This is a genomic window from Brucella ciceri (assembly GCF_041930145.1).
GTDB classification, from domain to species: Bacteria; Pseudomonadota; Alphaproteobacteria; order Rhizobiales; family Rhizobiaceae; genus Brucella; species Brucella intermedia.
In genome coordinates, this window is sequence record NZ_JBHEEV010000002.1 from 209134 (window position 1) to 233757 (window position 24624).

Sequence of the window (24624 nt, forward strand, 5' to 3'; positions counted from 1 at the left end):
TTTCGGGTTTTCGCTCAGCCTTTTCCAATCTCCGAGAGGATCGCTTCGCTGTGTTCACCAAGCTTCGGGGAACGGTTGTGGAGCTTCAGTTCGGCACCAGAGAAACGAATGGGCGTGCGCAGGCCGGGAACCCCTTGCGGGTCTATTCTCATCCCCCTCGCCTCGAACTGCGGGTCTGCGAACACATCGGCCACCGTGTTGATCGGGCCGGCAGGCACGCCGATTCTGGCAAGCTCGGCCAGAAGATCGTCGCGCTTCCACGCTCGGGTCTTTTCTTCCAGAAGCGCCGTCAGGGCCGCCCGGTTGGCCACGCGCGCCGAATTGCTGACGAAGCGCTCGTCTGCTGCAATATCACCGATACCGAGCAGTGAAGTCAGTTTTCCGAACTGTCCGTCGTTGCCGCAGGCGATGATGAAATAGCCATCGGAAACCGGCAGCGTCTGATAGGGCGCGATGTTGGGATGCGCATTGCCCATGCGCTTCGGCGATACGCCGGACGCCAGATAGTTCATTGCCTGATTGGCAAGTACCGCCGACATGCAGTCGAACAGCGCCATATCGATATGCTGGCCGGTGCCGGTGCGTTCCCGCATGATGAGCGCTGACTGAATTGCAATCACGCTGTAGAGGCCGGTGAAAATGTCGGCGAAAGCCACACCGATCTTCTGCGGCTCCCGGTCCGGTTCACCGGTCAGATCCATGATGCCGCCCATACCCTGGATCATGAAATCGTAGCCTGCGCGTTCCGCATAAGGGCCTGTATGGCCGAAACCGGTGATCGAGCAATAGATCAGGCGCGGATTGATGGCCTTCAGGCTCTCATAGTCGAGGCCGTATTTGTCGAGGCCGCCCAGCTTGAAGTTTTCGATGACGACATCGGCGTCAGCCACGAGCTGGCGGACCAGTTCCCTGCCCTCTTCGGTGCGGAAATCGGCCGTGATCGAGCGCTTGCCGCGGTTGCAGGCGTGAAAATAGGCAGCAGACCGTTCGCCTTCCACATCAATGAAAGGCGGGCCCCATTTGCGCGTATCGTCGCCCTCGGGGCTTTCAACCTTGATGACATCGGCTCCCAGATCGGAGAGCGTCTGCCCCACCCATGGCCCGGCAAGAATGCGCGCCAGTTCTACCACCTTGAGACCGTCAAGCGGTGTGTTCTGCATTTTCTGCAATCCCATACAAAAAATAAAGAGGCCCGCCCGCGAACTGCGAACGGGCCCAAATGGAAGGCTTGGCTAGAGCATGTCTCCCGAAAGCGGGAACCGGTTTCGGGTTAAAGACATGCGTAAAAACAAATGGATAGAGCATTTCCAACGACTGATGAAAAACAGGAAATGCTCTAACTGCTATCAGAAGAAAGCCTGAATGCCGGTCTGGGCGCGGCCCAGGATCAACGCATGAACGTCATGCGTGCCTTCATAGGTATTTACCGTTTCCAGATTCTGCGCGTGACGCATGACGTGGTACTCGATCTGGATACCGTTGCCGCCGTGCATGTCGCGTGCCTGACGGGCGATATCCAGCGCCTTGCCGCAATTGTTGCGTTTGACGATGGAGATCATTTCCGGCGCCATCTTGCCTTCGTCGAACAGGCGACCGACGCGCAAGGATGCCTGAAGGCCAAGCGCAATCTCGGTCTGCATGTCGGCGAGCTTCTTCTGATAAAGCTGCGTGCCTGCGAGCGGCTTGTCGAACTGCTTGCGGTCAAGGCCGTATTGACGCGCACGGAACCAGCAATCTTCCGCCGCACCCAGCACGCCCCAGGAAATGCCATAACGAGCGCGATTGAGGCAGCCGAACGGACCCTTGAGGCCGGAGACATTCGGCAGAAGCGCATCTTCCGAAACTTCGACGCCATCCATGACGATTTCACCGGTGATCGATGCACGCAGCGAAAGCTTGCCGCCGATCTTCGGCGCGGAAAGACCCTTCATGCCCTTTTCGAGCACGAAGCCGCGAATGGCGTTGTCGTGCGCGGCAGACTTGGCCCAGACGACGAAAACGTCGGCAATCGGCGAGTTCGAAATCCACATCTTGGAGCCGCTGAGACGATAGCCGCCGTCGATCTTTTCCGCCCGGGTCTTCATGCCTGCCGGGTCGGAGCCCGCATCAGGTTCGGTCAAACCGAAGCAGCCGATCAGTTCGCCGGAGACGAGGCCCGGAAGATATTTCTTGCGCTGTTCGTCGGAGCCATAGGCGTAAATCGGATACATCACGAGCGACGATTGCACGCTCATCATGGAGCGATAACCGGAATCGACCCGCTCGACTTCACGCGCTACCAGACCATAAGACACATAGCCCGCATTGGCCGCGCCGTATTCTTCAGGAAGCGTCACGCCCAGAAGTCCAGCCTGCCCCATGAGACGGAAGAGTTCAGGATCGGTCGTCTCATCCAGATAGGCCTTTTCGACACGAGGCAGCAGAACATCCGTTGCGAAAGCCTTGGCCGAGTCGCGGATCATGCGCTCGTCTTCGTTCAGCTGGTCATCCAGCAGAAACGGGTCTTCCCAGCTAAAAGCCGCACGTGACATCAGTGTATTCTCCTCAATGAAAATTTGCAGGAAATATGGACTGTGCCGCAGTTCGGTGCAATCGACGTTTACTCATCGATCTATTCCATTTAGTAATGGATCATGACTTCGATCTCCCGACGCCTGCTTCCCTCCACCAGTGCGCTTGCCGCCTTCGATGCCGTTGCGCGGCATGAGAGCTTTTCGGCTGCGGCCGAGGAGTTGTCGCTAACGCAAGGCGCGGTGAGCCGACAGATTGCAACGCTTGAAGAACAGCTCGGAACGGCACTTTTCGACCGCACCAGTCGTCATGTGGTGTTGTCGGATGCCGGACGCGCCTATCTCAAGGCTGTGGGGCCGGCGCTGGCGTCCATTCGGGCCGCCTCACTGCAAGTCATGTCGCAGATGCGCGGCACCACGCTCAATCTGGCCTTCCTGCCGACATTCGGGACACGCTGGCTGATACCGCGCATACCGCGTTTCGTGGCAAAATATCCGGATATCATCCTGAATTTTGCGACCCGTATCGGTCAGTTCGACTTTGATCGCGAAGGGCTGGATGCGGCGATCCATATCGGCCAGCCGGACTGGCCCAACGCCGACAGTGTCTTCCTGATGGATGAAACGGTGGCGCCTGTGTGCAGTCCCGCTTTTCTCCAGCAACATCCCGTGCAGGCGCCGACCGATCTTCTGCCGCTCCCTTTGTTCAACATGGCGTCACGCCCCGGCGCATGGGATCATTGGTTCAAGAGCCTCGATATCGCCGCCCCGGTTTCTCCGGGGATGCGTTTCGAGCAGTTTTCAAATGTCTCGCAGGCCTGCATTGCCGGTCTGGGCGTGGCACTGATGCCGCTCTTCCTCATACGGGCTGAAATCGAGAACGGACAGCTTGTGGTCGCCTGCCAGCATACGGTCAGAAGCCCGAGCAGCTATTACTTTGTGACGCCGAAGGCTCGTTCGAGCACTCCGGCTGTATCTGCTTTTCGGGACTGGCTGCTCGCGGAAATCAAAAGCGAGAATGCGGCTCACCCGGCCACGAAACCTGCATAGCCGTCGTTCAGGGTCTTGCGCAGGATCGCCGCATAGTCGGCGAAGGAGTGATCGTCCGCGCGTATACGCCCGAATGAGGGGCTGGTGAATTGCCGCATCGGCACGAGCGCAAGTGGCGTCGAAACGGGTGTCAGATGTGCGCCCTGCCCGGCCCGCAATGTCGTCAGGATACCAAACATTTCACCCGTGATGCTGGGGCGAGAGAGGACGGCCATGCGATATTGGCCGGACGTATTCGTGACCAGATAGATGTGCCCCGAAAGATGCGGAACGGAAACCGCTCCCTGTTGCGAGAACGAAACGTCGGAACGTTCCCGCTCACGAAAATTGAGATGCCCGGCATCGAAATCCCAACCGATTTCCGTGATATAGGCGAAGAGCGCCTTGTCCTCGCCGAAGGATGGACGCAAGGTGAGGTAATCGCCTTCGAGCCATGAAACCGAGGCGCGCGAATAGGCCCCCAGTTCTTCCGCTGCGTGGCTGTTGCCATTTCTGGTCAGTTGAACGGGAGCTTCACCCGCCTGCTCGCGCAGGGCTACGCCCATTGCCTGTTCGAGCCGGATGATCGTTGCGAGCGTGAAGGGCCTGTGGCCCGACAGCGCCTTTTCCAATGTCGAAAGACTGATCCGCGCTTCATCGGCCAGAAGCTGGCGCGAAATTCGCCGTCTTGCGATTTCCTCACGAACCCGAACGGCAACGCGGGTATTGATCTGGTCGGGAAGGTGAGAGTCCTGATCGGACATGGCTTATCCTGAACTGCGTACTTTTCTTCACAATTCCACACATATGCGTAACGGGCAAGGCGGTTTGCGGAAAGGGACGGCTGAAACTTGGCAAAGCTTACGCTGGAGTGGAAACAGCCGCTCCGGCGACAATGGCTCCAGTTCTTCGAGGTGAACAAGGAGCATGTCATGTCACCGGCGACAAGTCTTTCAAATCATAGCATTGGAGGCGGGGTACTCTCCCGCTTCTGTTCGTTCGTCTGGTTATGCAACATGGCGTTGCTGCCCGCGCTGGCCGTCATTTTCTGCCTGTTGCAGATTGTTCAGGCGCGTGCCGAAACATCCGGTCTGGTCACACCGAACGAGGTTCAATCCGGCAGCCTTCTGCTGGAAACAAGCGAAGCCGGTCGTTATGTCGAAGCCCCTCGGCTTGCGACGGACGTCAATCTCGATGTGAGCGGGCCGACGGCCCGAGCCCGGCTGACGCAGGCATTCGAGAACCCGACCGACAGTTTCGTCGAAGCCCTGTATGTTTTTCCATTGCCCGAAGAAAGTGCAGTCTATTCGTTGAAGATGGTTATCGGCGATCGCGTGATTGTCGCTGACATCAAGGAAAAGCAGGCAGCCCGTGAAATATATGAAAAGGCGAAAAGCGAAGGCAAGAAAGCCACGCTGATCGAACAGCAGCGGCCGAACGTGTTCACCAATGCGGTTGCCAACATCGGCCCGCACGAAAAAGTTGTCATCCAGATCGAGTATCAGCAGGCGGTGCGGCTTGCCGATGAGCGTTTTTCGCTGCGTGTGCCGTTGGTCGTTGCACCGCGCTACAATCCGGACATTGCCTCACCCGTTGTCCAGCAAGTCGAAATGAAAAATGGCTGGGGCAAGTCGAGCGACACTGGCAAGCCCGATCCTTATAACGCGCCGATTGTAACGCCCCTAGCTCCCCCGGCTGAACTGCGGACCAATCCTGTGAGCATCTCGGTCGAACTGAAGCCCGGCTTCCCGCTTGGCAAGGTTGAAAGCCTTTACCACAAGGTCAGGATCGCTACGGCGAATGATGACACGCGAGAGATTGCGCTGGACGGCACCGCTGCTGCGGACCGCGATTTCGTTCTGGAATGGAGTGCTGTTGCAAATGATGCACCGCAGGTCGGGCTGTTCCGCGAACATGTCGGCAAGGACGACTATGTGCTTGCCTATGTCACGCCACCGGCTGTTGCCAGCGCAAAAAAGGCGCAGCGTGAAGTCGTCTTCGTGATCGACAATTCCGGATCGATGGGCGGTACTTCCATCGAACAGGCAAAGGCCAGCCTGGATTATGCACTGTCGCATCTTCAGCCCGGAGACCGGTTCAACGTGATCCGCTTCGACGACACGCTGACCAGGTTCTTTGAGGATTCGGTCGAGGCCAATCAGCAGAATATCGCCTCCGCCCGTCGTTTCGTGACGAGCCTTGAAGCGCAAGGCGGTACGGCAATGCTGCCAGCCCTTCATGCAGCGCTTGATGACAGCCATCAGGGCAATGGATTGCGCCAGATCGTGTTTTTGACTGACGGCGAGATCAGCAATGAGCAGCAATTGCTGGATGCCATTGCAGCACGTCGGGGGCGCTCGCGCATTTTCATGGTCGGTATCGGTTCTGCCCCCAATTCCTATCTGATGAACCATGCGGCGGAACTTGGACGCGGAACCTTCACCCATATCGGGTCGGCGGCGGAAGTGGACGAACGCATGCGGGCTCTGTTCGACAAGCTAGAAAACCCTGCAGTTACCGATCTGAAGGCCAATTTCTCGGAAAAGAATGTAAGCATGACCCCATCCCTTCTGCCCGACCTCTATCGTGGCGAACCACTGGTTATCGCTGCGCGGATGGGCAAGGCAGCCGGAAACCTTGTCATCGAAGGCCAGATTGATGGCCGTCCATGGACAGTCAATCTGCCGCTCGATCAGGCAATGAATGCGGAAGGCATTTCAAAATTGTGGGCTCGCCGCAAGATTGATGATGCCGAAGTGGAACTTACCCTTGGCAAGATTTCTCAGGACGCTGCCGATGCGCGCATTCTTCGGCTCGCACTGGAACATCATCTGATTAGCCGGCTGACGAGCCTCGTTGCGGTCGACAAGACGCCGTCGCGACCGGCCAACACACCGCTCACCCGCGCCGATATTCCGCTGCAACTGCCTGCTGGCTGGGATTATGACAAGCTGTTCGGCATCCGTGCGGAACGCAATGTCGAGGAGCATGCAAGTATGGACGTGAATGGCGTGAGCGCCCCTGTTCGCAGCCATGAGCGCCTTGCTTCACCATCATCGCCGTCGCAGCCCCTTCCGCTGCCGCAGACGGCAACGCCAGCGACGCTCCTGCTCATGCAAGGCCTCGGTTCGATGCTGGTCGGGCTCTTCGTCCTCTGGTTCTTCCGCCGCAGGGAGAATGTGTGATGGCTGTCGGTCGGTTTGTTACGGGGAGCGCGCTGAAGCGCTCCCTTTTTCCCGCGCTTGGCATGATGCTGGTCGCAATGGGTTTGGTACTTTCCGGTCAGGGAATGTGGATACATGCCAAAGCGTTTGTCGCACAAATCCTGCTTGAACGGGCGTTTTCAGAGAGCATTGAAACAGGCGCTCCCGTCAAACCGTGGAACTGGGCCGACACCTGGCCGGTAGCCCGTATCGAAGTCCCGCGGCTTGAAGAATCAGCCATTGCCCTGAAAGGCGCCAGCGGGCAGGCATTGGCTTTTGGCCCCGGCCATCTGGACAATACGCCGATGGCGGGCGAACGGGGAACGGCCGTCTATGCCGCGCATCGCGACACGCATTTCGCATTTCTGAAGAATGTCGAGGAGAACGACCAGATACTCGTCACTCGCAGCGACGGAAAGACGGTTTCCTATCGCGTCAGCCACATGGCCGTGGTGCGGTGGGATGAGGCGAGGATCGCGCCGGACCGCGAAGGCCGCCACCTCGTGCTGGCGACCTGTTACCCGTTTGATGCGATTACTCCTGGCCCGCTTCGCTATCTGGTCTATGCAGACATGGAGACTGGCAAGTCAGGCGATTGATCGACTTGCGATCTCGTATGAACGCAGGCGTTTCTTGTGATCGTGGATCATGCCGGTCAACATCAGCTCGTCGGCACCGGTGCTCTCCGCAAAGGCCTTGATGCCTTGCGCTACTGTCTCCGGTCCACCGACGACGCGGCATGAAAGCATCTGCCGCACGAGCGCCTGCGCTGCCGGATCAAGCCGTTCCATATAGCCTTCGACAGGTGCGGGCAGCTTGCCGGGGCGACCGCTGCGCAGGTTCACGAAAGCCTGCAGTTGCGACGTGAAAAGATAGTTCGCCTCTTCGTCCGTATCGGCAGCAATCACATTAAGGCCCAGCATCACATAAGGCTTTTGCATATATTCCGATGGTTCGAACCGCTCGCGATAAAGCGCAATGGCGCGTTCCATCTCGGCAGGCGCAAAGTGCGAGGCGAATGCGTATGGCAATCCCAGCATGGCGGCAAGCTGCGCGCCGAACAGGCTGGAACCGAGAATCCAGACAGGCACATTCAGCCCCTCACCCGGCACGGCGCGCACGCGCTGGCCCGGTTCGGCAGGTTTGAAATAGTTGAGCAACTCGACCACATCCTGCGGAAAGGCGTTTGCATCGCTGTCGAGATTGCGTCGAAGGGCATGGGCGGTGATCTGGTCGGTGCCGGGAGCGCGTCCAAGACCGAGATCGATGCGGCCCGGAAACAGCGACGCCAGCGTGCCGAACTGTTCGGCAATCACTAGGGGTGCGTGATTGGGCAGCATGACGCCGCCTGCACCGACGCGGATGGTCGTGGTGCCGTTCGCGACGTAACCAATAACCACGGATGTCGCCGCGCTGGCGATGCCCGGCATATTGTGGTGCTCGGCGAGCCAGTAACGGTGAAAGCCGAGCCGTTCGGCATGTTGCGCAAGTTCCAGTGTGTTGTGCAGCGACTGCGCTGCATCACTGCCTTCGGGAACGGGCGAAAGATCAAGAACGGACAAAGGTATCATACTGGCTCATATGGGTTGGAACGCCGCATTCGCAACGTCAGCAGAACAAAAAAGGGCGACCTATTTCTAGGCCGCCCCTTGTCGTTGGTTCAACGCAAGTTTCAGTGATGTTGCACTGGAGCCGGTTCGCCGCCCTCTTCGGAGGACGCGACATACTCGCCTTCCACATCCTTCTTCGCGATGAAGGTGTAGAACATAGGCACCACGAACAGCGTGAAGATCGTACCGATCACGATGCCGGTGAAGATCACGAGGCCCATCGAATAACGAGCAGCCGCACCGGCACCGGTCGCGATGATGAGCGGCACGACGCCGAGCGCCATGGCCGCAGTGGTCATCAGGATCGGACGCAGGCGGGTTTCAGCCGCGACGATGATTGCATCCCGGCGTGACAGGCCATGCAGGCGGCGCTGCTGATTGGCGAATTCGACCATCAGAATGCCGTGCTTGGTAATCAGCCCCACAAGGGTGATGAGACCGACCTGCGTATAGATGTTGAGCGTGCCGAGGCCGATATTCAACGGCACGATGGCCCCGAAGATCGACAGCGGAACCGACATCATGATGATGAACGGATCGCGGAAGCTTTCGAACTGCGCCGCAAGCACGAGATAGATCACGATCACGGCGAGGCCGAAGGCGATCAGGATCGTGTTGCCCTGCTCCACTTCCAGACGCGACTGGCCGGAATAATCCAGGAAGAAGCCTTCCGGCATCTTGGACTTGGCCAGATCGACCAGGGTTTGCAGACCCCGCCCGGTGGTGACGCCCGGAAGTGGCAGCGCCGAAATCGTTGCCGAATTCAGCTGGTTGAACTGCTCGATAGCGGCAGGCGATGCGTTCTGGCTGACCTTGATGACCGAAGACAGCGGGATCATCGAGCCGGAGACGCTGCGCACATAGAAGTCGCCCAGCTTTTCCGGGTTCGAACGGTAGACATCAGGCACCTGCGTGATGATGTCATAGCTGTTCGAATCGCGGTCGAATTTCGCCACCGACGCGCCACCGGTCAGGAGCCCCAGTGTCGAACCGATATCGCTGATCTGCACGCCCAGCGTCGCCGCACGGTCACGGTCGATGGTGATCGTGATCTGCGGTGCGTTGAAGGAGAGCGAGTTCTGCACGATGATGTACTGGCCGGAAGCCTGCGCTTCGTTCTTGATTTCCTCGGCGAGTTCGAAGACCTGATCGGCCGGGCCGGTCGATTGCAGCGCAATCGAGATCGGCAGACCGCCACCCGTTCCCGGCAGGGACGGAGGTGCGAAGATGAAGGCTTCGACACCTGCGACCTTGGAGATACGTGCGGTCAGGTCTTCCTGGATCTGCTTCTGCGAACGCGTGCGCTCGTTCCAGTCCTTCAGAACCCATAGCGCGATACCGGACGTCGTTCCGCCGTCCATGCCGACGATCTGGAAGCGGGTCTTCAGTTCAGGAAGATCCTTCGTCAGTTCGTCGATCTGTTCGGCGTAGAGATTGGTATAGGCCGAGGTTGCATATTGCGGAGCCTGGAACATCGAGAACAGCGCGCCGGAATCTTCTTCCGGTGCCAGTTCGCTCGACGTGTTCATGAACAGGAACCCCGTCAGGCCCATCAGCGCAATAACGATCATCAGCGTGATGCCGCGATAGTTGAGCGAGTTGGAGACGCGGCGGTGATACCACTTCTCGAAACGCGAGAAGGTCCGGTCGATGAACTTCTGGAATCGGGTCTGGTCGCCGTGCTTGAGCATGCGGGCGCACATCATCGGCGAAACCGTCAAGGCGGCAATACCGGAGATGATGACGGCACCGGCCAGCGTGAAGGCAAATTCCCGGAACAGAGCGCCCGTCAGGCCGCCCGTGAAACCGAGCGGTGCGAACACCGCCGCCAGCGTGATCGTCATGGCGATGATCGAGCCGGTGATTTCCTTCATGCCCTTGAACGCGGCGTCAATGGGCCTCAGGCCCTCCTCGATATGCCGGTGGATGTTCTCCAGGACCACGATGGCGTCATCGACCACAAGACCGATGGCGAGAACCATGGCAAGCAGCGACAGGAGATTGATCGAGAAGCCGAGCACATAAAGGAAGAAGCACACGCCGATCAGCGAAATCGGGATCGTGACAATCGGAATCAGCACCGAACGGAACGATCCGAGGAAGACGATGATGACCAGAATGACGATGGCCACGGCTTCGCCGATGGTCGTGAAGACTTCCTTGATCGACGAGCTGATCTGTTCGGTCGCGTCGTAGACCAGAACGAGCGACATGCCTTCCGGCAGCGATGCCTGGATGGACGGAAGCTCCTTCCGGACCGCCGCCGCCATGTCGATGGGGTTTGCCGCCGGCGTCGGGAAGACGCCGAGGAATGTACCCGCCGAGCCGTTGAACGAAACGATGGTGTCGGTGCTTTTCGCCGCGAGTTCGACCCGCGCCACATCACGCAGGCGAACGACGTCATCCCCCGACGCCTTGATCGGCATGGCGCCGAAGGCTTCCGGGGTCTGCAAGGTCGACTTCAGCGTGATCGAAGACGCGACATATTCGTTCTTCGTCGTGCCAGGAGCCGACAGGAAGTTGGAGGCCTTGATGGCCGCCAGAACTTCCGGCGCCGTGATCTGGCGGGCCGCAAGCTGGATCGGGTCCAGCCAGACGCGCATCGAATAGACCTGGCCGCCCAGAATTTCCGCCTTTGCAACGCCCTGAATGGTGGACATGCGCGGCTGGATAACGCGCTCCAGATATTCGGTGATCTGTTCGCTCGTCATGTTCGGGTTCTGCGCCGCCAGATACATGGTGGCGAAGTTCTGGCCCGTGCCCTTGACGATGACAGGGTCATCGGATTCGTCCGGCAGGTCGCCGCGAACCTGATTGACCTTGGCGATGACTTCCGTCAGCGCCGCGTCAGGGTTTGCGCCGAGCTTCATCTGCACCGTCACGGTGCTTGACGACGGACGGCTCGAAGAGGTCACGTAATCGATGTTTTCGGTGGTCGCGACCGCTTCTGCAATCGGAGCGGTGATGAAGCCCTGAATGAGATCGGCGCTCGCACCGGCATATGTGGTCGTTACCGTAATGACGGTTTCGTCGACCTTCGGATATTCACGCACCGTAAGCTGCGCGATCCCCTGAAGGCCCAACAGAATGATCATGAGGGCGACCACCGTGGCAAGCACGGGGCGCCGGATGAAGATATCGGAAAAGCTCATCGGGTTCGCCTATTGCTTGTCGGCCGGCTGGCCGGCCGGAATCGGATTGACGGTGTTGTCGATTTTCACCGGAACACCGGGCGAAAGCCGGTTCTGGCCTGCCGTGATGATGATGTCGCCGGCCTTGAGGCCGCTCGTTACCTCGACCAGACCGGAATAACGGCGTCCAAGCTTGATGAAGACCTGCTGCGCCACCTGCTTTTCGCCCTCTTCAGGCTTGGCATCGGCTGCTGGAGCCTTGGCGGTGCTGTCGCCTTCGGCGGCCTTCGCGCCTTCCGGCTTCTGTTCCGGACGGACAGCATAGACATAATCGCCGTAAAGGCTGGAGATGATCGTGGTCTGCGGAAGAGCGATGACATTGTCTTCTTCCGGCAGTTCGACACGAACCTGCACGAACTGGCCCGGCGTCAGCTTGTGATCCGGATTCTGCACTTCGGCACGCACGGAAACGAGACGGGTGGCCGGGTCGATCTTCGGATCGATGCCGACAATCTTGCCCGTAAAGTCGAGCGCGTCCGCCGTCGAACCGACCTTGACGGTCTGCCCGAGCTTGATGGACGCCAGCGATTGTTCAGGAACCGTGAAGTCGATACGCATCACGTCGGCGTTCTGCAGCGTGGCGATGACCGTGCCGGGGGTCAGATACTGGCCAAGATCGACTTTGGAGATGCCGATAACGCCGGAAAACGGAGCCTTGACCGACTTCTGCGCCAGCGTTGCGCGCATTTTTTCAACGCGTGCGCTTGCAGCATCGGAGGCCGAGGCCGTCGTATCGACATTCGACACCGCACCCACGCCACGGGTGCGCAACGTGTCAGCTCGCTTCAGGTTCTGCTGGGCAAGGACGGCTTCGGCTTCAGCGGCTGCGAGGTCCGCCTTCTGAATGCTGTCTTCCATCTGAAGCAGCAGGGCGCCTTCCTTGACTTCCTGATTGGCCTTGAAGTTGATCTTCTGCACGACGCCGTCGAGCTGCACGGTCAGGTCAACACCATTGAGCGCGTTGGCCGTGCCGATGGCCTCAACACCCGGCTTCCAGACGCCCGGCTCCACCGTGACGGTCGAAACCGTCTGGGCAGGCTGCTGCATGTTGGCGAAGAAGTCCTTGATGGCCTGTGATCGGAACAGGTTAAAGCCGACGAGGCCTCCGACGACGATCACGAGGAATATTATTGCCAGTATAAGGCGCTTGATCATTGCGGATGCACTCCAGATGGCTCCCTGATCGATCAGGGTTGGGGGATTGGCCGCGGCGCCTTCTTTCGCATTCACGCAAAGGTCGCGCGTATTTTACTTGAATGAAAGTGGCGAATAACTGTACCGTCCAGACGGTATTGTCAACACTCGAACTGTCAGGAGACACCAGTAAGTTGCCAACTAAAAAGAAAGTCTCGTCGCGCGAACGTATTTTGCGCGCTGCTATCGAGCTTGCCCGTGAGATCGGCCCTGCTCACCTCTCTCTCGATGCCGTAGCAGCCCGTGCGGGGCTTTCAAAAGGCGGATTGCTTTATACTTTTCCGACCAAGGCCAAACTGCTCGAAGCGGTGGTCGAAGAATACATGAAAGAGCATGAACACGCCATGGAGGTTCATGAGACACTTCAGAAAGGCGATAAAAACCGCGTGGCGCGGGCTTTTCTGGATGTTTACCGGGTGCAGGCCGATGAGGAACCTCCTGCCTGCGGCGTTCTTGCCGCGCTTGCCGAAGACCCCGGTTTCATGGTGCCTGTCCGGCAATATCACAGGGCTTTCCTCGACCGCATGATCAAGGACACGACCGATTCCGATACGGCGCTGATCGTCTATCTGGCCGTCGCCGGGCTGGAATGCTCCAAATTGATGGAATGTGAAATTCTGGACGACGAAGAGCAGCGCGCCGTTCTCTGTCGTCTGGAGAACATGTTGACGGTCGGATAGGCCGCTCGCCTGAGACGCATCGGCGAGATGCGCCCCGGTGGTTTTTCTTCCTCTGATTCGTATCATCTTGCGGCCGGAGAGAATACGCGCAGGCGATGTCCGTCTGGATCAATTGCCACAAACGAGCGTCCGAACTCCAATGTTTGCGGCTTGGACAAGTTGGAAATCTCGCGCGCGGTCCAGTCTGCATATATCTTGTCGATCTCTTCATAACTCGCGTACCGGAAAGCGATCTCTCCACCAAACGCGCCGGAATCAGCGACCGGTTCTACCGTGTGTCTGGACCACAGTCCCAGCATCAGACCGTTGTTCAACAGAAAGAGCACAAAAGTCGGTGAGGCTTCGATAGGCTCAATCCCAAGCAGTTCTGTGTAAAAGCGACCGCTCGATAGCGGGTTCTCTACGTATAGAATTGTGAAATTCGGATGGTTCATTGTTGTCGCTCCTTGATTGGATACGAGCAACACTACGAAGACACACTGTCAGTTTCCGGCAGTATCAATCAAAATTCCGGACGATCCCCTGACGGGTCTTCCACTCTTTAAGGAGCGCAGAACGTCGTTTGGGGTAGCGATCGCTCTCAACGCTCAATCTGGCGATGCGATCAGTACGGAAATGTCGAAAATCCTGTCGCATTTCGCACCAAGCGAGCACTACCCGCACCTGTTCGAAAAAAGTCAGGGCGAACGGCCAGATCAGGCGCTCGGTCGAAGTACTGGCCGCATCGTTATAGAATATGGTGATTTTTCTTTCCGAGCGAATGGCGCTACGAAGAGCGGCAGCATCCACCAGATCGACCGCATCTTTCTTGCTGGGGCCGACAAGAAGGCTTACCGCGTCGAGCGTAACGCGTAAATCCTCAGGCATTACTGCTGCCACTTTGGCAAGAACATTGCGTGCAGCTGCGCCGAGTTCAGCGTCTCCCCTGTCCGCAACCCATCTTGTGCCGAGAACCAACGCTTCGATTTCTTCCTGGCTGAACATGATAGGCGGCAACATAAAGCCGGGACGCAGGATATAACCCAATCCCGGCTCCCCTTCGATAACTGCGCCCTGCGCCTGAAGGCTCGCGATATCACGATACAGCGTGCGAATACTGATACCGAGCTGCTGCGCCAGCGTCGCCCCGCTTACCGGGCGACGATAGGTGCGGAGTAACTGCAAAAGCTCAAGGAGGCGTTCAGAGCGGGACACCGGGATGCTCCTCCTTGTGCAGTATGGAGATATTACAGAAGGGCCGGAATATCGCCCCTCGCCCATCCTTCCGAGGTTTCGGCGGAGAAATCGGCAAAGCGTCCCCCGGCAATCGATGCGCGGATGCCTTTCATCAGATACTGATAATAGGCCAGGTTATTCCAGGTCAGCAGCATGGCGCCGAGCGCTTCACCCGATTTCACCAGATGATGCAGATAGGCGCGGCTGTAGTCGCGCGATGCCGGGCAATCCGATTCCGGATCGAGCGGGCGATGATCGTCGGCATGGCGTGCATTGCGCAAATTCACCTTGCCGAACCGCGTAAACGCAAGGCCGTGGCGGCCTGCTCGCGTCGGCATGACACAATCGAACATATCGATCCCGCGCGTCACGGATTTCAGAATATCGTCCGGCGTGCCGACGCCCATCAGATAGCGCGGCTTTTCCGACGGCAGGATCGGACATACGACTTCCAGCATGTCGAGCATGACCTGCTGCGGTTCGCCGACTGCAAGCCCGCCGACCGAATAGCCCTTGAGATCCATGGCCTTTAGCGCTTCCGCCGATTTTTCGCGCAGGCGCGCAACATCGCCGCCCTGCACGATGCCGAACATCGCCTTGCCCGGCTGGTTGCCGAAAGCGACCTTGCAGCGCTCGGCCCAGCGCAGCGACAATTCCATTGCGCGCTCGGTGTTCTTTTCCGGCGAAGGCAGCGCCACGCATTCATCGAGCTGCATCTGGATATCGCTATCGAGTAGCCCCTGTATCTCGATGGACCGTTCCGGCGTCATCTCATAAGGCTTGCCGTCGATATGCGAGCGGAATGTCACGCCATTTTCGTCAAGCTTGCGCAATTGCGCGAGCGACATGACCTGAAACCCGCCGGAATCGGTCAGGATCGGGCCTTTCCAGCCGCCGAACTCGTGCAGGCCGCCCAGACGTGCCACGCGTTCAGCGCCGGGCCGCAGCATCAGATGGTAGGTGTTGCCAAGGATGATATCCGCGCCGAGCTCTTTCACCTGATCCATATACATGGCCTTGACCGTGCCCGCCGTGCCCACCGGCATGAAGGCAGGTGTGCGAACCACGCCGCGCGGCATGGAAATCTCGCCCTGACGAGCAGCGCCGTCGGTTGCCAGCACCTTGAATTCGAAGTTTTCGCTTGTCTTTAGGTTTTCCAGAGTCATGCGGTGTCTTTAACTTTGTCGGCTCGCTCAAGCAAGCTGCCGTCGCCATAGGAGTAGAAGCGATAACCGTTGCTGATGGCGTGATCGTAGGCGGCGCGCATCGTGTCGAGACCGCTGAATGCCGATACGAGCATGAATAGCGTCGAGCGCGGCAAATGGAAGTTGGTCATCAGCAGATCAACCGCACGGAACTTATAGCCGGGGGTTATAAAAATATCGGTCGCACCCGACCATGGACGGATGAGGCCGTCCTCACCCGCCGCACTTTCGATCAGGCGCAGGGATGTGGTGCCGACGCAGACGATCCTGCCGCCCCGCTCGTGAACGGCATTGAGCGCATCTGCAGTGCGCTGCGACACATGGCCGATTTCCGAATGCATCTTGTGGTCGGCGGTGTCATCGGCCTTGACCGGCAGGAAAGTCCCCGCCCCCACATGCAGCGTCACGAAATGTTCTTCAACGCCCTTGGCCTTGATCTTTTCCAGAAGCTCCGGCGTGAAATGCAAACCGGCGGTCGGAGCTGCGACCGCGCCTTCTTCCCGCGCATAGACCGTTTGATAATCCTTGCGGTCGCGCTCGTCTTCGGCGCGCTTCGATGCGATGTAAGGCGGCAGCGGAATGTGCCCGACCGAAGCAATCGCCTCGTCCAGCATGGCGCCGGAAAGATCGAACACCAGAAGCGCCTCGCCCGCATCGCCCTTTTCCGCCACGGTGGCATCAAGCGTGCCGAGGAAGCAGCTCGATCCGGAATGGCCAAAGCGGATGCGGTCGCCTTCCTTCACGCGCTTGGCCGGACGGAGGAAAGCCTTCCAGCGATCGGCGCCGGTACGCATATGCAGCGTGGCGCTGACCTGGCTTATATTGCCGTCGCGCTCGCGCATGCCTTCAAGCTGCGCCGGTATCACTTTGGTATCATTGAAGACAAGCGCATCGCCGGGTTGCAGCAGATCAGGCAATTCGAATACCTGTCGATCCTCGAATGGCTGGCCGGGACGGACACGCAACAGTCGGGCGTGGTCACGCGGCTCGACCGGGCGCAGAGCGATGCTCTCTTCCGGCAAATCGAAATCAAAAAGATCAACACGCATGATAGACCTCATTATTACGGCCCCGGCATGAACCGGAGCCGTAATTTTTCTTTGAAACAGGCAGGATCAGATGTCGACAGCGATACGCGCCGTCACGATCTGGTCCGGATCGGAGACCGGTTCGCCGCGCTTGATCTTGTCGACATTGTCCATGCCTTCGATGACCTGGCCCCAGACGGTGTACTGGCGGTCGAGCCATGGAGCATCGGCAAAGCAGATGAAGAACTGCGAGTTGGCCGAGTTCGGATTGGCGGAACGCGCCATCGAGGCGGTGCCACGCTTGTGCGGCGTGTTGGAGAATTCCGCCTTCAGGTCCGGCTTGTCCGAACCGCCCATGCCAGCGCGCGAGCCGTTGAAATGAGCGCCGCCCGTCTTGCCGAACTTCACGTCGCCGGTCTGGGCCATGAAGCCATCGATCACACGATGGAACACAACGCCGTCATAAGCGCCTTCGCGCGCCAGTTCCTTGATACGCGCAACGTGATCCGGCGCGAGATCCGGATAAAGCTCCAGAACGACATTGCCCTTGGTGGTTTCAAGAACGAGCGTGTTTTCAGGGTCTTTGTAAGCCATTGGGCCTCTCCTTGTATTTACTTCTTGGTGGCCTGAAGCGTGGCCTTGATGATCTTGTCGGGGTTTTTCACGGCGCCATTATCGGCTTCGCTGCCCTTCTTTATCTTGTCGACGACATCCATGCCGCTGACAACCTTGCCGACCACCGTATACTGGCCGTTGAGGAATGAGCCGTCCGCAAACATGATGAAGAACTGCGAATTGGCCGAGTTCGGGTTCTGGCTGCGGGCCATGCCCACCGTGCCGCGAACGAAGGGTTCCTTGGAGAATTCTGCCGGAATATCCGGATAGTCAGAGCCGCCGGTGCCGACGCGTGATGCATCGAAGTTCTTGTCCATGTTGCCGAACTTTACATCCCCGGTCTGGGCCATGAAGCCCGGAATGACACGGTGGAAGGCAACGCCGTTGTAAGCGCCCTCGCCGACCAGCTTTTCGATCTGCGCAACATGCTTTGGCGCAAGGTCGGGACGAAGCTCGATGGCCACGTCGCCATCCTTCAGTTTGAGAACCACGGTGTTTTCGGTACTGGCGGCAGAAGCGGTGTGGACTGCGCCTTGCGAGAGCGCGAAGAAGGCGGCAGCGGCTAGCGCTGAACGAACGAAAGACATGATCGAAAAACTCCCTGTGGTCAGGATTTGAATTTGGCGTTCAGGGCGGCAGCGACAGCCGCCGGAACAAAAGGCTTTATATCGCCGCCCATGGAGGCAATCTGTCGAACCAATGTGGCGGTAATCGTGCGCACTGCCGGGTCTGCCGGAAGAAACACGGTCTGCAATTCCGGCGCCATGGTGCCGTTCATGCCTGCCATCTGCATTTCATAGTCGAGATCGGTGCCGTCGCGCAAACCGCGCACCATCAATTGAGCACTGTGCTTGCGGGCGGCATCGATAACAAGACCGTCGAAGGAAATGACGGAGAGCCGACCCGCATCCTTGCCCAGCACGGCCTTGCAGCTTTCATCGATGAGCGCCACGCGCTCCTCAAAAGTGAAGAGAGGCTTTTTCCCGGGGTGAACGCCAATCGCGACAATAACCTCATCGGCAAGGCGCAGGGCACCTTTCAGGACATCCATATGGCCGTTGGTCACCGGGTCAAAGGAACCCGCATAAATCGCGATTGTCATTTCTTCCAGCTAGCCTTTTCTGACGGGATTTTCAACAAGAACCACAGCGCTAAGGAAACAGAAACCAAGAAAACAGATGAACGCGATATGAACCGCAATTTCACGGCAAGTTCACAACCGATTTACCAAAATAGGCGCAAGTTTGGTGCAACCTTTTCGCTTTTGAAGCGTATGTATGTCGAAAGGATAACACGATGATGATCTTTCTTCTGGCATTATCCATGATGGTCGCAATGGCAGCTTCGGCAATCATACTGCTTCTCGAAGAGAATGAAGCCAAGCGTCAGCGCGTGCGTCATGTCGCATTCGACATCAATACTCTGCGCAACATGCGTTCGCGCTAGGTATTAACAGCTGAGCTCACGCGATAGCGTTGGAGCTTGCTGGAAAAGAGTTTGTGTGATCGCCAATTCCTCCAGTCTTGGCATCTGAAAAAGGCCGATGGTTCCCGCCATCGGCCTTTTTCATTGATCTGTACCGAAAGCCCGGTTCCGTTGTCTTGTTGCATTATCCGCCGCAAAACCGCCTGACCCGGGCTTTCAGCTTATTCTTCGGTGCCCGCGACCGGTGCTTCACCTTCCGGCGACGCATCGCCCTCACCGCCGTTTTCTTCGTCGCTGTCCGTTTCGGAAATGCGTTCGACCGAAACGACCTTTTCGCCGTCCGCCGTATTGAAGATCGTGACGCCTTTGGTGGAACGTCCGGCAATGCGGATGTCGTCAACCGGCACGCGGATAAGCTGTCCGCCGTCCGAAACGAGCAGAATCTGGTCGCTTGCCTCGACCGGGAACAGGGCGACGAGCTTGCCGATTTCGTCGGTCTTCGACGTATCGGTGGCGCGGATGCCCTTGCCGCCACGGCCGGAAACTCGGAACTCGTAGGACGAGGAGCGCTTGCCGTAACCATATTCGCTGACCGTCAGCACAGTCTGTTCGCGCGCTTTCAGCTCCTGATAGCGTTCTTCGTTGAGCTCGGTTTCGTTTCCGACCTCCTCGCCAACCACCACGATATCATCCGCGTCATCTGCGCCCTGGGCACGGCGTTCGGCAATCGAACGCTTCAGGTAGGCCGAGCGCTCAGCCGCGTCCGCATCGACGTGATGCAGGATCGCCATGGAGATGACCTTGTCGCCATCCGCCAGATTGATGCCGCGCACGCCGATGGAGTTGCGGCCCGCAAAGACGCGCACATCGGTAACGGGGAAGCGAATGCACTGGCCACCGGCGCAGGTCAGAAGCACGTCGTCGAATTCCGTACACGTATCGACCGAGAGGATTTCATCGTCCTCGTCCTCGAGCTTCATCGCGATCTTGCCGTTGCGGTTGACCTGAACGAAGTCCGACAGCTTGTTACGGCGAACCGTACCGCGCGTGGTCGAGAACATGACGTCCAGATTTGCCCAGGAATCCTCATCCTCGGGCAGCGGCATGATGGTGGTGATGCGCTCGCCCTGCTGCAATGGCAGCATGTTGATGAGCGCCTTGCCGCGCGACTGCGGCGTGCCAATCGGCAGACGCCAGACCTTCTCCTTGTAGACGATGCCACGCGAGGAGAAGAACAGAACCGGCGTATGCGTATTGGCCACGAACAGGCGCGTGACGAAATCCTCGTCCTTCGTCGCCATGCCGGAGCGGCCCTTGCCGCCGCGGCGCTGCGCACGATAGGTCGTCAACGGCACGCGCTTGATGTAGCCCGCATGGCTGACGGTGACGACCATATCCTCGCGGGCGATCAGGTCTTCGTCATCCATTTCGGCGCCGCCGAAACCGATTTCGGTGCGGCGTGGGGTTGCGAACTCGTCGCGAACCGCAATCATCTCTTCCTTGACGATGGTCATCACGCGCAGGCGCGAACCGAGAATGTCGAGATAATCGCGGATTTCCTCGCCGATCTTGTTCAGTTCGTCCGCCACTTCGTCGCGACCAAGCGCGGTGAGGCGCTGCAGACGCAGATCGAGAATGGCGCGAGCCTGTTCTTCGGAGAGGTTGTAGGTGTTATCTTCATTGATGGTGTGGCGCGGATCGTCGATCAAACGGATCAACGGTGCCACATCTGCCGCCGGCCAGCGGCGTTCCATCAACTGCTCGCGCGCCGTCGTCGGATCGGGAGCGCGGCGGATAAGCGCGATGACCTCATCGATATTGGCGACGGCGATTGCAAGACCGACCAACACATGCGCGCGGTCACGCGCCTTGTTGAGCAGGAACTTGGTGCGGCGCGTCACGACTTCCTCGCGGAAGACGACAAAGGCGCGCAGCATGTCGAGCAGGTTAAGCTGTTCCGGCTTGCCGCCGTTCAGCGCCACCATGTTGCAGCCAAACGAGGTTTGCAGCGGCGTGTAGCGATAAAGCTGGTTCAGCACCACATCGGCAACGGCGTCACGCTTGAGTTCCACCACGACGCGATAGCCTTCGCGGTCGGACTCATCGCGCAGATCGGAAATGCCTTCGATGCGCTTGTCGCGCACCAGTTCGGCCATCTTCTCGATCATCGAAGCCTTGTTCACCTGATAAGGTATCTCGGTGATGATGATGGCTTCGCGGTCGCCGCGCATCGGCTCGATCGTGGCGCGCCCGCGCATGACCACCGAACCGCGCCCGGTCGTGTAGGCGGAATTGATGCCGGAACGTCCAAGGATGATGCCGCCGGTCGGGAAGTCCGGTCCCGGAATGATTTCCATCAGTTCCGCCAGTTCAATGGCCGGATTGTCGATCAGCGCAACGCAGCCGTCGATCACTTCGCCCAGATTGTGCGGCGGAATGTTGGTCGCCATGCCGACAGCGATACCGCCCGAACCATTGACGAGCAGGTTCGGAAAGCGCGCAGGCATGACCACAGGTTCCTGCTCGCGACCGTCATAGTTGTCCTGGAAGTCGACCGTATCCTTGTCGATATCCGACAGGATGGATTCGGAAAGCTTTTCCAGACGGCATTCGGTGTAACGCATCGCCGCCGGCGGATCGCCGTCGATGGAGCCGAAATTGCCCTGCCCGTCGACCAGCGGATCGCGCATTGAAAAATCCTGCGCCATACGCACGAGGGCGTCATAAATAGAGGCGTCGCCATGCGGGTGGTACTTACCCATCACCTCACCGACCACACCCGCCGACTTGCGGTACGGGCGGTTATAGGCGAGGTTCATTTCGTTCATGGCGTGGAGAATGCGGCGATGCACGGGCTTCAGGCCGTCGCGCACATCGGGCAGCGCACGGCTCACGATAACGCTCATCGCGTAATCGAGATAGGAGCGCTGCATCTCCTCGATGATGGAAATCGGTTCGATACCGCTAGGGCCGCCGTTTGGGCCACCATTCATATCGTCGGAACCGGGTGGAGGCGTTTGATCTGACACTATTCAGATTTCTTTCTCAACAGAATCGATAAAGTCACTTTATAACGGAAACCAGCAAAAAACGCCAATTTCACGACCTTTTCGGCGGGCTATTTCCGCACGTCAATTCAATGACTTAAAAGATATTCACATAAAGATTGAGCAACGATGTTGCCCGACCTCGCGCTTTGCATCGACCATGTGCTCGTGATCGTCTACAATCCATGTATCCGATCGAGCATAACATGCCAACAGGAAGGGCGCGTGCAGTATGGGGTTCTACGATACGGTTTTCAGCGCCTTCGTCACCCTGCTTGTTACAATCGATCCGCCCGGGCTGGCGCCTTTGTTCCTGGCGCTGACGCCGGGCATGGAGCGGCACCATCGCGGACAGGTTGCGCTTCGCGCCTCCATCATCGGTTTTATCGTGATGGCGCTGTTTGCCATTGCGGGCGCGCAGATACTCGGCATGTTCGGCATCACCATCGGCGCGTTCCGCGTCGCGGGTGGTCTGCTCCTCTTCTGGATCGCCTTTGAAATGATCTTCGAGAAGCGGACGGAGCGCAAGGAAAAGAGCGCCGAGGTTGCGATCACCAAGGATCACATCCGCAATATCGCCGCCTTCCCGCTCGCCATTCCGCTGATTGCCGGTCCGGGTGCGATCTCGGCTATCGTGCTGACGTCAAATTCCTTTGAAGGCGTAGGGCCGAAAGCGGCCCTTCTCGGGGTCATCTTCGTCTGCCTGTTCATCACCTATCTTGTGCTGCTGCTGGCAGAGCGCGTCGACCGGTTTCTTGGCGAAACCGGCCGTTCCATCCTCACTCGCCTTCTCGGCGTCATTCTGGCAGCGCTTGCCGTTCAGTTCGTGGCTGACGGCATCAAGACACTTATCAGTGGTTAAGCCGACCTCTGTGCCTTCTTGCCGATCATGGCGTGACGGAGCTTCGACGAGAACCAGTCGATGAGGGCAACAGCGATCAGGATCATGATGATCAGGAAGGAAACGTCCTGAAGGTTGAGAACCTTGATCTGTTCGGCCAGATGCGCGCCGATGCCGCCTGCCCCGACAATGCCGATGATTGTCGCCGAACGCGTGTTTGACTCGAAAAAGTAAAGCACCTGACTGCCGATGAGCGGCAGAACCTGCGGCAACACGCCGAAACGATAGCCGTGCAGCCTGCCGCCGCCCGATGAGACGACGCCTTCGACCGGCTTCTTGTCCGCGCCTTCAATGGCTTCGGAGAACAGCTTGCCGAAAGCACCGAAGTCCGAGCAGGCAATCGCAAGAATGCCGGCGAACGGTCCGAGCCCCACGACCGACACCCAGATCAGCGCCCAGATAAGCGTGTCGACGCCGCGAATGGTGTCGAGGAAGCGGCGAATGCCGAAATGCAGGAACACATTGGGAATGATGTTCTTCGCCGCCAGAAAGCCGAACGGAAAGGCGAGGATCGCGGCCAGCAACGTGCCGAGATAGGCAATCGCCAGCGTTTCCATCATCGACCACAGGTAAAGGCTGAAACGCCCGCCGGAGGATGGCGGCATCATCATCAGCGCGAAATCGCCGAGGCGACCAAGGCCGTTCAGAATGCGCAGCAGTGAAAAATCGAGCCAGTAGAAGGCGAACCAGACCGAAGCGATAAGCGCTGCGGTTAAAATCGCCAGATTGCGCCATGTGCGCCCATTGCCGAACAGATCGGCATATTCGGCCCTCAGTTCCTTTTCGTGCGCGTGTGCTTCGCGGGAGAGACTTTGTGCAATATCGGTCATAGTTCTCTCCTCAACCAATACGGCCAAGCAGTGCGTGACGCACGCGCTGGGTGACAAGATCGATCACGACGATCGTCACGATGATCAGAAGCAGAATGGCGCTGACATCGCTGTAATAGAACTGGCGGATGGAAGTAAGCAGTTCCTGCCCGATACCGCCTGCCCCCACAAAACCCATGACGGAAGCGCCGCGCACGTTGATTTCAAAGCGCAGCAGGCCATAGGAAGCAAAATTCGCGGCCACTTGCGGCAATACGGCAAAGCGGATGACCTGCAGGCCGGAACCGCCGGATGCGCGAATGCCTTCCACCGGGCGCATGTCGATATTCTCGACGACTTCGGAGAACAGCTTGCCCAGCGCACCTGTGGTGTGCAGCATCAGCGCCAGTACACCGGCCATCGGCCCAAGGCCGAAGGCGATGACGAAAAGCAGCGCGAAGACGATTTCCGGAACAGTGCGCAACAATTCCAGCCCGCGACGGACGATGAAGCGAATCGTCGAATTGGGGGCCATGTTGGATGAGGCTGCGAAGGATGCAGCGAAAGCGACGACCGCCCCGATCAATGTCGCCAGATAGGCGATCAGCAGCGTCTCGAACAGCATCTTGAGCCAGCCGCCGAGGTTCCAGTACCAGGCGGCGAGGTCGCCCCAGAAATTGGCGATGGTCAGATCCGGCAGAATGCGGCCGAGATAGCTTGTGAAGCGAAAGAGATTTTCGACCAGGGTGCCGGGCCGAACATCGGCAACGACGGAGGCGGCAATGGCGACAAGGACAAGCGCAAGGAGAAGCGCGATACCATAGAGCCGCCGTTTGCCGACTTCCCTGCGGTAATCGGCGAGCAGGCTTTTTGCTCCACTGCCGTCGAGTGAGGATACCGTCATGCGAAATTCCTTTGATCAAGCCTGATCCCGAAAACCTTTCGAAATCCTGCCCTAAAAA

Annotated in this window: 22 protein-coding genes; 6 read left to right on the forward strand and 16 right to left on the reverse strand. The window is 58.5% G+C overall.

Going from position 1 to position 24624, the window contains the following annotated elements; genetic code table 11:
* Window positions 1–14 precede the first annotated feature (14 nt).
* The gene (locus tag JNC63_RS04160; RefSeq protein ID WP_063882426.1) at window positions 15–1160 is read right to left on the reverse strand and encodes a CaiB/BaiF CoA transferase family protein; all 1146 of its coding nucleotides are present in this window, start codon (window positions 1158–1160) and stop codon (window positions 15–17) included.
* Between the two features lie 186 nt (window positions 1161–1346).
* Window positions 1347–2531 (reverse strand): acyl-CoA dehydrogenase, encoded by a 1185-nt coding sequence (locus tag JNC63_RS04165; RefSeq protein ID WP_021585127.1) that lies wholly within the window; start codon window positions 2529–2531, stop codon window positions 1347–1349.
* A 102-nt stretch (window positions 2532–2633) separates the two neighbouring features.
* Between JNC63_RS04165 and JNC63_RS04170 the strand changes: the two genes are divergently transcribed.
* Complete coding sequence (locus JNC63_RS04170) at window positions 2634–3560, forward strand: LysR family transcriptional regulator (protein ID WP_021585126.1); 927 nt, start codon at window positions 2634–2636, stop codon at window positions 3558–3560.
* On the opposite strand, the gene JNC63_RS04175 is transcribed toward JNC63_RS04170, so the two are convergent.
* Window positions 3536–4303, reverse strand: a complete 768-nt coding sequence (locus JNC63_RS04175) for a helix-turn-helix domain-containing protein (protein ID WP_063882353.1) — start codon at window positions 4301–4303, stop codon at window positions 3536–3538. The genes JNC63_RS04170 and JNC63_RS04175 overlap by 25 nt on opposite strands.
* Before the next feature lie 252 nt (window positions 4304–4555).
* On the opposite strand from JNC63_RS04175, the gene JNC63_RS04180 reads away from it, so the two are divergent.
* The gene (locus tag JNC63_RS04180; RefSeq protein WP_245670688.1) at window positions 4556–6724 is read left to right on the forward strand and encodes a marine proteobacterial sortase target protein; all 2169 of its coding nucleotides are present in this window, start codon (window positions 4556–4558) and stop codon (window positions 6722–6724) included.
* Entirely contained in the window at window positions 6724–7341 is a 618-nt protein-coding gene (locus JNC63_RS04185) for a class GN sortase (RefSeq protein WP_063882355.1), read from the forward strand. The genes JNC63_RS04180 and JNC63_RS04185 overlap by 1 nt, the downstream gene beginning before the upstream one ends.
* Here the strand turns inward: JNC63_RS04185 and JNC63_RS04190 are convergent.
* From JNC63_RS04190 to JNC63_RS04200, 3 genes are all read right to left on the reverse strand, one after another.
* Window positions 7330–8313: an LLM class flavin-dependent oxidoreductase gene (locus JNC63_RS04190; protein WP_063882357.1), complete on the reverse strand. Its 984-nt coding sequence runs from the start codon at window positions 8311–8313 to the stop codon at window positions 7330–7332. The genes JNC63_RS04185 and JNC63_RS04190 overlap by 12 nt on opposite strands.
* A gap of 101 nt (window positions 8314–8414) precedes the next feature.
* Entirely contained in the window at window positions 8415–11504 is a 3090-nt protein-coding gene (locus tag JNC63_RS04195) for an efflux RND transporter permease subunit (protein WP_063882359.1), read from the reverse strand.
* Between the two features lie 9 nt (window positions 11505–11513).
* Window positions 11514–12698, reverse strand: coding sequence for an efflux RND transporter periplasmic adaptor subunit (locus tag JNC63_RS04200; protein WP_063882360.1), 1185 nt, complete (start codon window positions 12696–12698; stop codon window positions 11514–11516).
* Between the two features lie 173 nt (window positions 12699–12871).
* Here JNC63_RS04200 and JNC63_RS04205 point away from each other — a divergent pair, with 173 nt between their 5' ends.
* Complete coding sequence (locus tag JNC63_RS04205; RefSeq protein WP_006470453.1) at window positions 12872–13417, forward strand: TetR/AcrR family transcriptional regulator; 546 nt, start codon at window positions 12872–12874, stop codon at window positions 13415–13417.
* A 62-nt stretch (window positions 13418–13479) separates the two neighbouring features.
* On the opposite strand, the gene JNC63_RS04210 is transcribed toward JNC63_RS04205, so the two are convergent.
* The 7 genes from JNC63_RS04210 to coaD all read right to left on the reverse strand — a co-directional run bounded on the left by JNC63_RS04210 (window position 13480) and on the right by coaD (window position 18582).
* Complete coding sequence (locus JNC63_RS04210) at window positions 13480–13851, reverse strand: VOC family protein (RefSeq protein ID WP_063882362.1); 372 nt, start codon at window positions 13849–13851, stop codon at window positions 13480–13482.
* 64 nt (window positions 13852–13915) lie between these two features.
* Entirely contained in the window at window positions 13916–14611 is a 696-nt protein-coding gene (locus JNC63_RS04215) for a helix-turn-helix transcriptional regulator (RefSeq protein ID WP_063882364.1), read from the reverse strand.
* 32 nt (window positions 14612–14643) lie between these two features.
* The gene (gene tgt, locus JNC63_RS04220; RefSeq protein ID WP_063882366.1) at window positions 14644–15798 is read right to left on the reverse strand and encodes a tRNA guanosine(34) transglycosylase Tgt; all 1155 of its coding nucleotides are present in this window, start codon (window positions 15796–15798) and stop codon (window positions 14644–14646) included.
* Window positions 15795–16886, reverse strand: a complete 1092-nt coding sequence (gene queA, locus JNC63_RS04225) for a tRNA preQ1(34) S-adenosylmethionine ribosyltransferase-isomerase QueA (RefSeq protein ID WP_063882368.1) — start codon at window positions 16884–16886, stop codon at window positions 15795–15797. The genes tgt and queA overlap by 4 nt, the downstream gene beginning before the upstream one ends.
* Before the next feature lie 66 nt (window positions 16887–16952).
* Window positions 16953–17459: a peptidylprolyl isomerase gene (locus tag JNC63_RS04230; RefSeq protein WP_063882370.1), complete on the reverse strand. Its 507-nt coding sequence runs from the start codon at window positions 17457–17459 to the stop codon at window positions 16953–16955.
* Window positions 17460–17476: 17 nt separating this feature from the next.
* On the reverse strand, window positions 17477–18067 hold the full coding sequence (locus JNC63_RS04235; protein WP_063882371.1) for a peptidylprolyl isomerase: 591 nt from the start codon (window positions 18065–18067) through the stop codon (window positions 17477–17479).
* 20 nt (window positions 18068–18087) lie between these two features.
* Window positions 18088–18582 carry a pantetheine-phosphate adenylyltransferase gene (coaD, locus tag JNC63_RS04240; protein WP_006466793.1) on the reverse strand — a complete coding sequence of 165 codons (495 nt, stop codon included), beginning with the start codon at window positions 18580–18582 and terminating at the stop codon, window positions 18088–18090.
* Between the two features lie 194 nt (window positions 18583–18776).
* On the opposite strand from coaD, the gene JNC63_RS04245 reads away from it, so the two are divergent.
* Window positions 18777–18926: a hypothetical protein gene (locus JNC63_RS04245; RefSeq protein WP_006466792.1), complete on the forward strand. Its 150-nt coding sequence runs from the start codon at window positions 18777–18779 to the stop codon at window positions 18924–18926.
* 200 nt (window positions 18927–19126) lie between these two features.
* Here the strand turns inward: JNC63_RS04245 and gyrA are convergent, their stop codons facing one another.
* Entirely contained in the window at window positions 19127–21898 is a 2772-nt protein-coding gene (gene gyrA / locus JNC63_RS04250) for a DNA gyrase subunit A (protein WP_063882429.1), read from the reverse strand.
* Between the two features lie 286 nt (window positions 21899–22184).
* Between gyrA and JNC63_RS04255 the strand changes: the two genes are divergently transcribed.
* On the forward strand, window positions 22185–22814 hold the full coding sequence (locus JNC63_RS04255; RefSeq protein ID WP_025089551.1) for a MarC family protein: 630 nt from the start codon (window positions 22185–22187) through the stop codon (window positions 22812–22814).
* Here the strand turns inward: JNC63_RS04255 and phnE (JNC63_RS04260) are convergent.
* Together phnE (JNC63_RS04260) and phnE (JNC63_RS04265) are read right to left on the reverse strand one after the other, a co-directional pair.
* The gene (phnE, locus tag JNC63_RS04260; protein WP_063882373.1) at window positions 22811–23683 is read right to left on the reverse strand and encodes a phosphonate ABC transporter, permease protein PhnE; all 873 of its coding nucleotides are present in this window, start codon (window positions 23681–23683) and stop codon (window positions 22811–22813) included. The genes JNC63_RS04255 and phnE (JNC63_RS04260) overlap by 4 nt on opposite strands.
* A 10-nt stretch (window positions 23684–23693) precedes the next feature.
* Entirely contained in the window at window positions 23694–24566 is an 873-nt protein-coding gene (phnE, locus tag JNC63_RS04265; RefSeq protein ID WP_063882375.1) for a phosphonate ABC transporter, permease protein PhnE, read from the reverse strand.
* Between the last annotated feature and the right edge of the window lie 58 nt (window positions 24567–24624).

Excerpts from the sequence above, each read along its gene's own strand:
- gyrA (WP_063882429.1), bottom strand. The coding sequence starts at position 21,898 with ATGAATGGTGGCCCAAACGGCGGCCCTAGCGGTATCGAACCGATTTCC.
- JNC63_RS04195 (WP_063882359.1), bottom strand. The coding sequence starts at position 11,504 with ATGAGCTTTTCCGATATCTTCATCCGGCGCCCCGTGCTTGCCACGGTG.
- tgt (WP_063882366.1), bottom strand. The coding sequence starts at position 15,798 with ATGACTCTGGAAAACCTAAAGACAAGCGAAAACTTCGAATTCAAGGTG.
- phnE (WP_063882373.1), bottom strand. The coding sequence starts at position 23,683 with ATGACCGATATTGCACAAAGTCTCTCCCGCGAAGCACACGCGCACGAA.
- JNC63_RS04160 (WP_063882426.1), bottom strand. The coding sequence starts at position 1,160 with ATGCAGAACACACCGCTTGACGGTCTCAAGGTGGTAGAACTGGCGCGC.
- JNC63_RS04165 (WP_021585127.1), bottom strand. The coding sequence starts at position 2,531 with ATGTCACGTGCGGCTTTTAGCTGGGAAGACCCGTTTCTGCTGGATGAC.
- JNC63_RS04235 (WP_063882371.1), bottom strand. The coding sequence starts at position 18,067 with ATGTCTTTCGTTCGTTCAGCGCTAGCCGCTGCCGCCTTCTTCGCGCTC.
- coaD (WP_006466793.1), bottom strand. The coding sequence starts at position 18,582 with ATGACAATCGCGATTTATGCGGGTTCCTTTGACCCGGTGACCAACGGC.
- JNC63_RS04245 (WP_006466792.1), top strand. The coding sequence starts at position 18,777 with ATGATGATCTTTCTTCTGGCATTATCCATGATGGTCGCAATGGCAGCT.
- JNC63_RS04170 (WP_021585126.1), top strand. The coding sequence starts at position 2,634 with ATGACTTCGATCTCCCGACGCCTGCTTCCCTCCACCAGTGCGCTTGCC.
- phnE (WP_063882375.1), bottom strand. The coding sequence starts at position 24,566 with ATGACGGTATCCTCACTCGACGGCAGTGGAGCAAAAAGCCTGCTCGCC.
- JNC63_RS04185 (WP_063882355.1), top strand. The coding sequence starts at position 6,724 with ATGGCTGTCGGTCGGTTTGTTACGGGGAGCGCGCTGAAGCGCTCCCTT.
- JNC63_RS04255 (WP_025089551.1), top strand. The coding sequence starts at position 22,185 with ATGGGGTTCTACGATACGGTTTTCAGCGCCTTCGTCACCCTGCTTGTT.
- JNC63_RS04230 (WP_063882370.1), bottom strand. The coding sequence starts at position 17,459 with ATGGCTTACAAAGACCCTGAAAACACGCTCGTTCTTGAAACCACCAAG.
- JNC63_RS04180 (WP_245670688.1), top strand. The coding sequence starts at position 4,556 with ATGGCGTTGCTGCCCGCGCTGGCCGTCATTTTCTGCCTGTTGCAGATT.
- queA (WP_063882368.1), bottom strand. The coding sequence starts at position 16,886 with ATGCGTGTTGATCTTTTTGATTTCGATTTGCCGGAAGAGAGCATCGCT.
- JNC63_RS04190 (WP_063882357.1), bottom strand. The coding sequence starts at position 8,313 with ATGATACCTTTGTCCGTTCTTGATCTTTCGCCCGTTCCCGAAGGCAGT.
- JNC63_RS04210 (WP_063882362.1), bottom strand. The coding sequence starts at position 13,851 with ATGAACCATCCGAATTTCACAATTCTATACGTAGAGAACCCGCTATCG.
- JNC63_RS04200 (WP_063882360.1), bottom strand. The coding sequence starts at position 12,698 with ATGATCAAGCGCCTTATACTGGCAATAATATTCCTCGTGATCGTCGTC.
- JNC63_RS04175 (WP_063882353.1), bottom strand. The coding sequence starts at position 4,303 with ATGTCCGATCAGGACTCTCACCTTCCCGACCAGATCAATACCCGCGTT.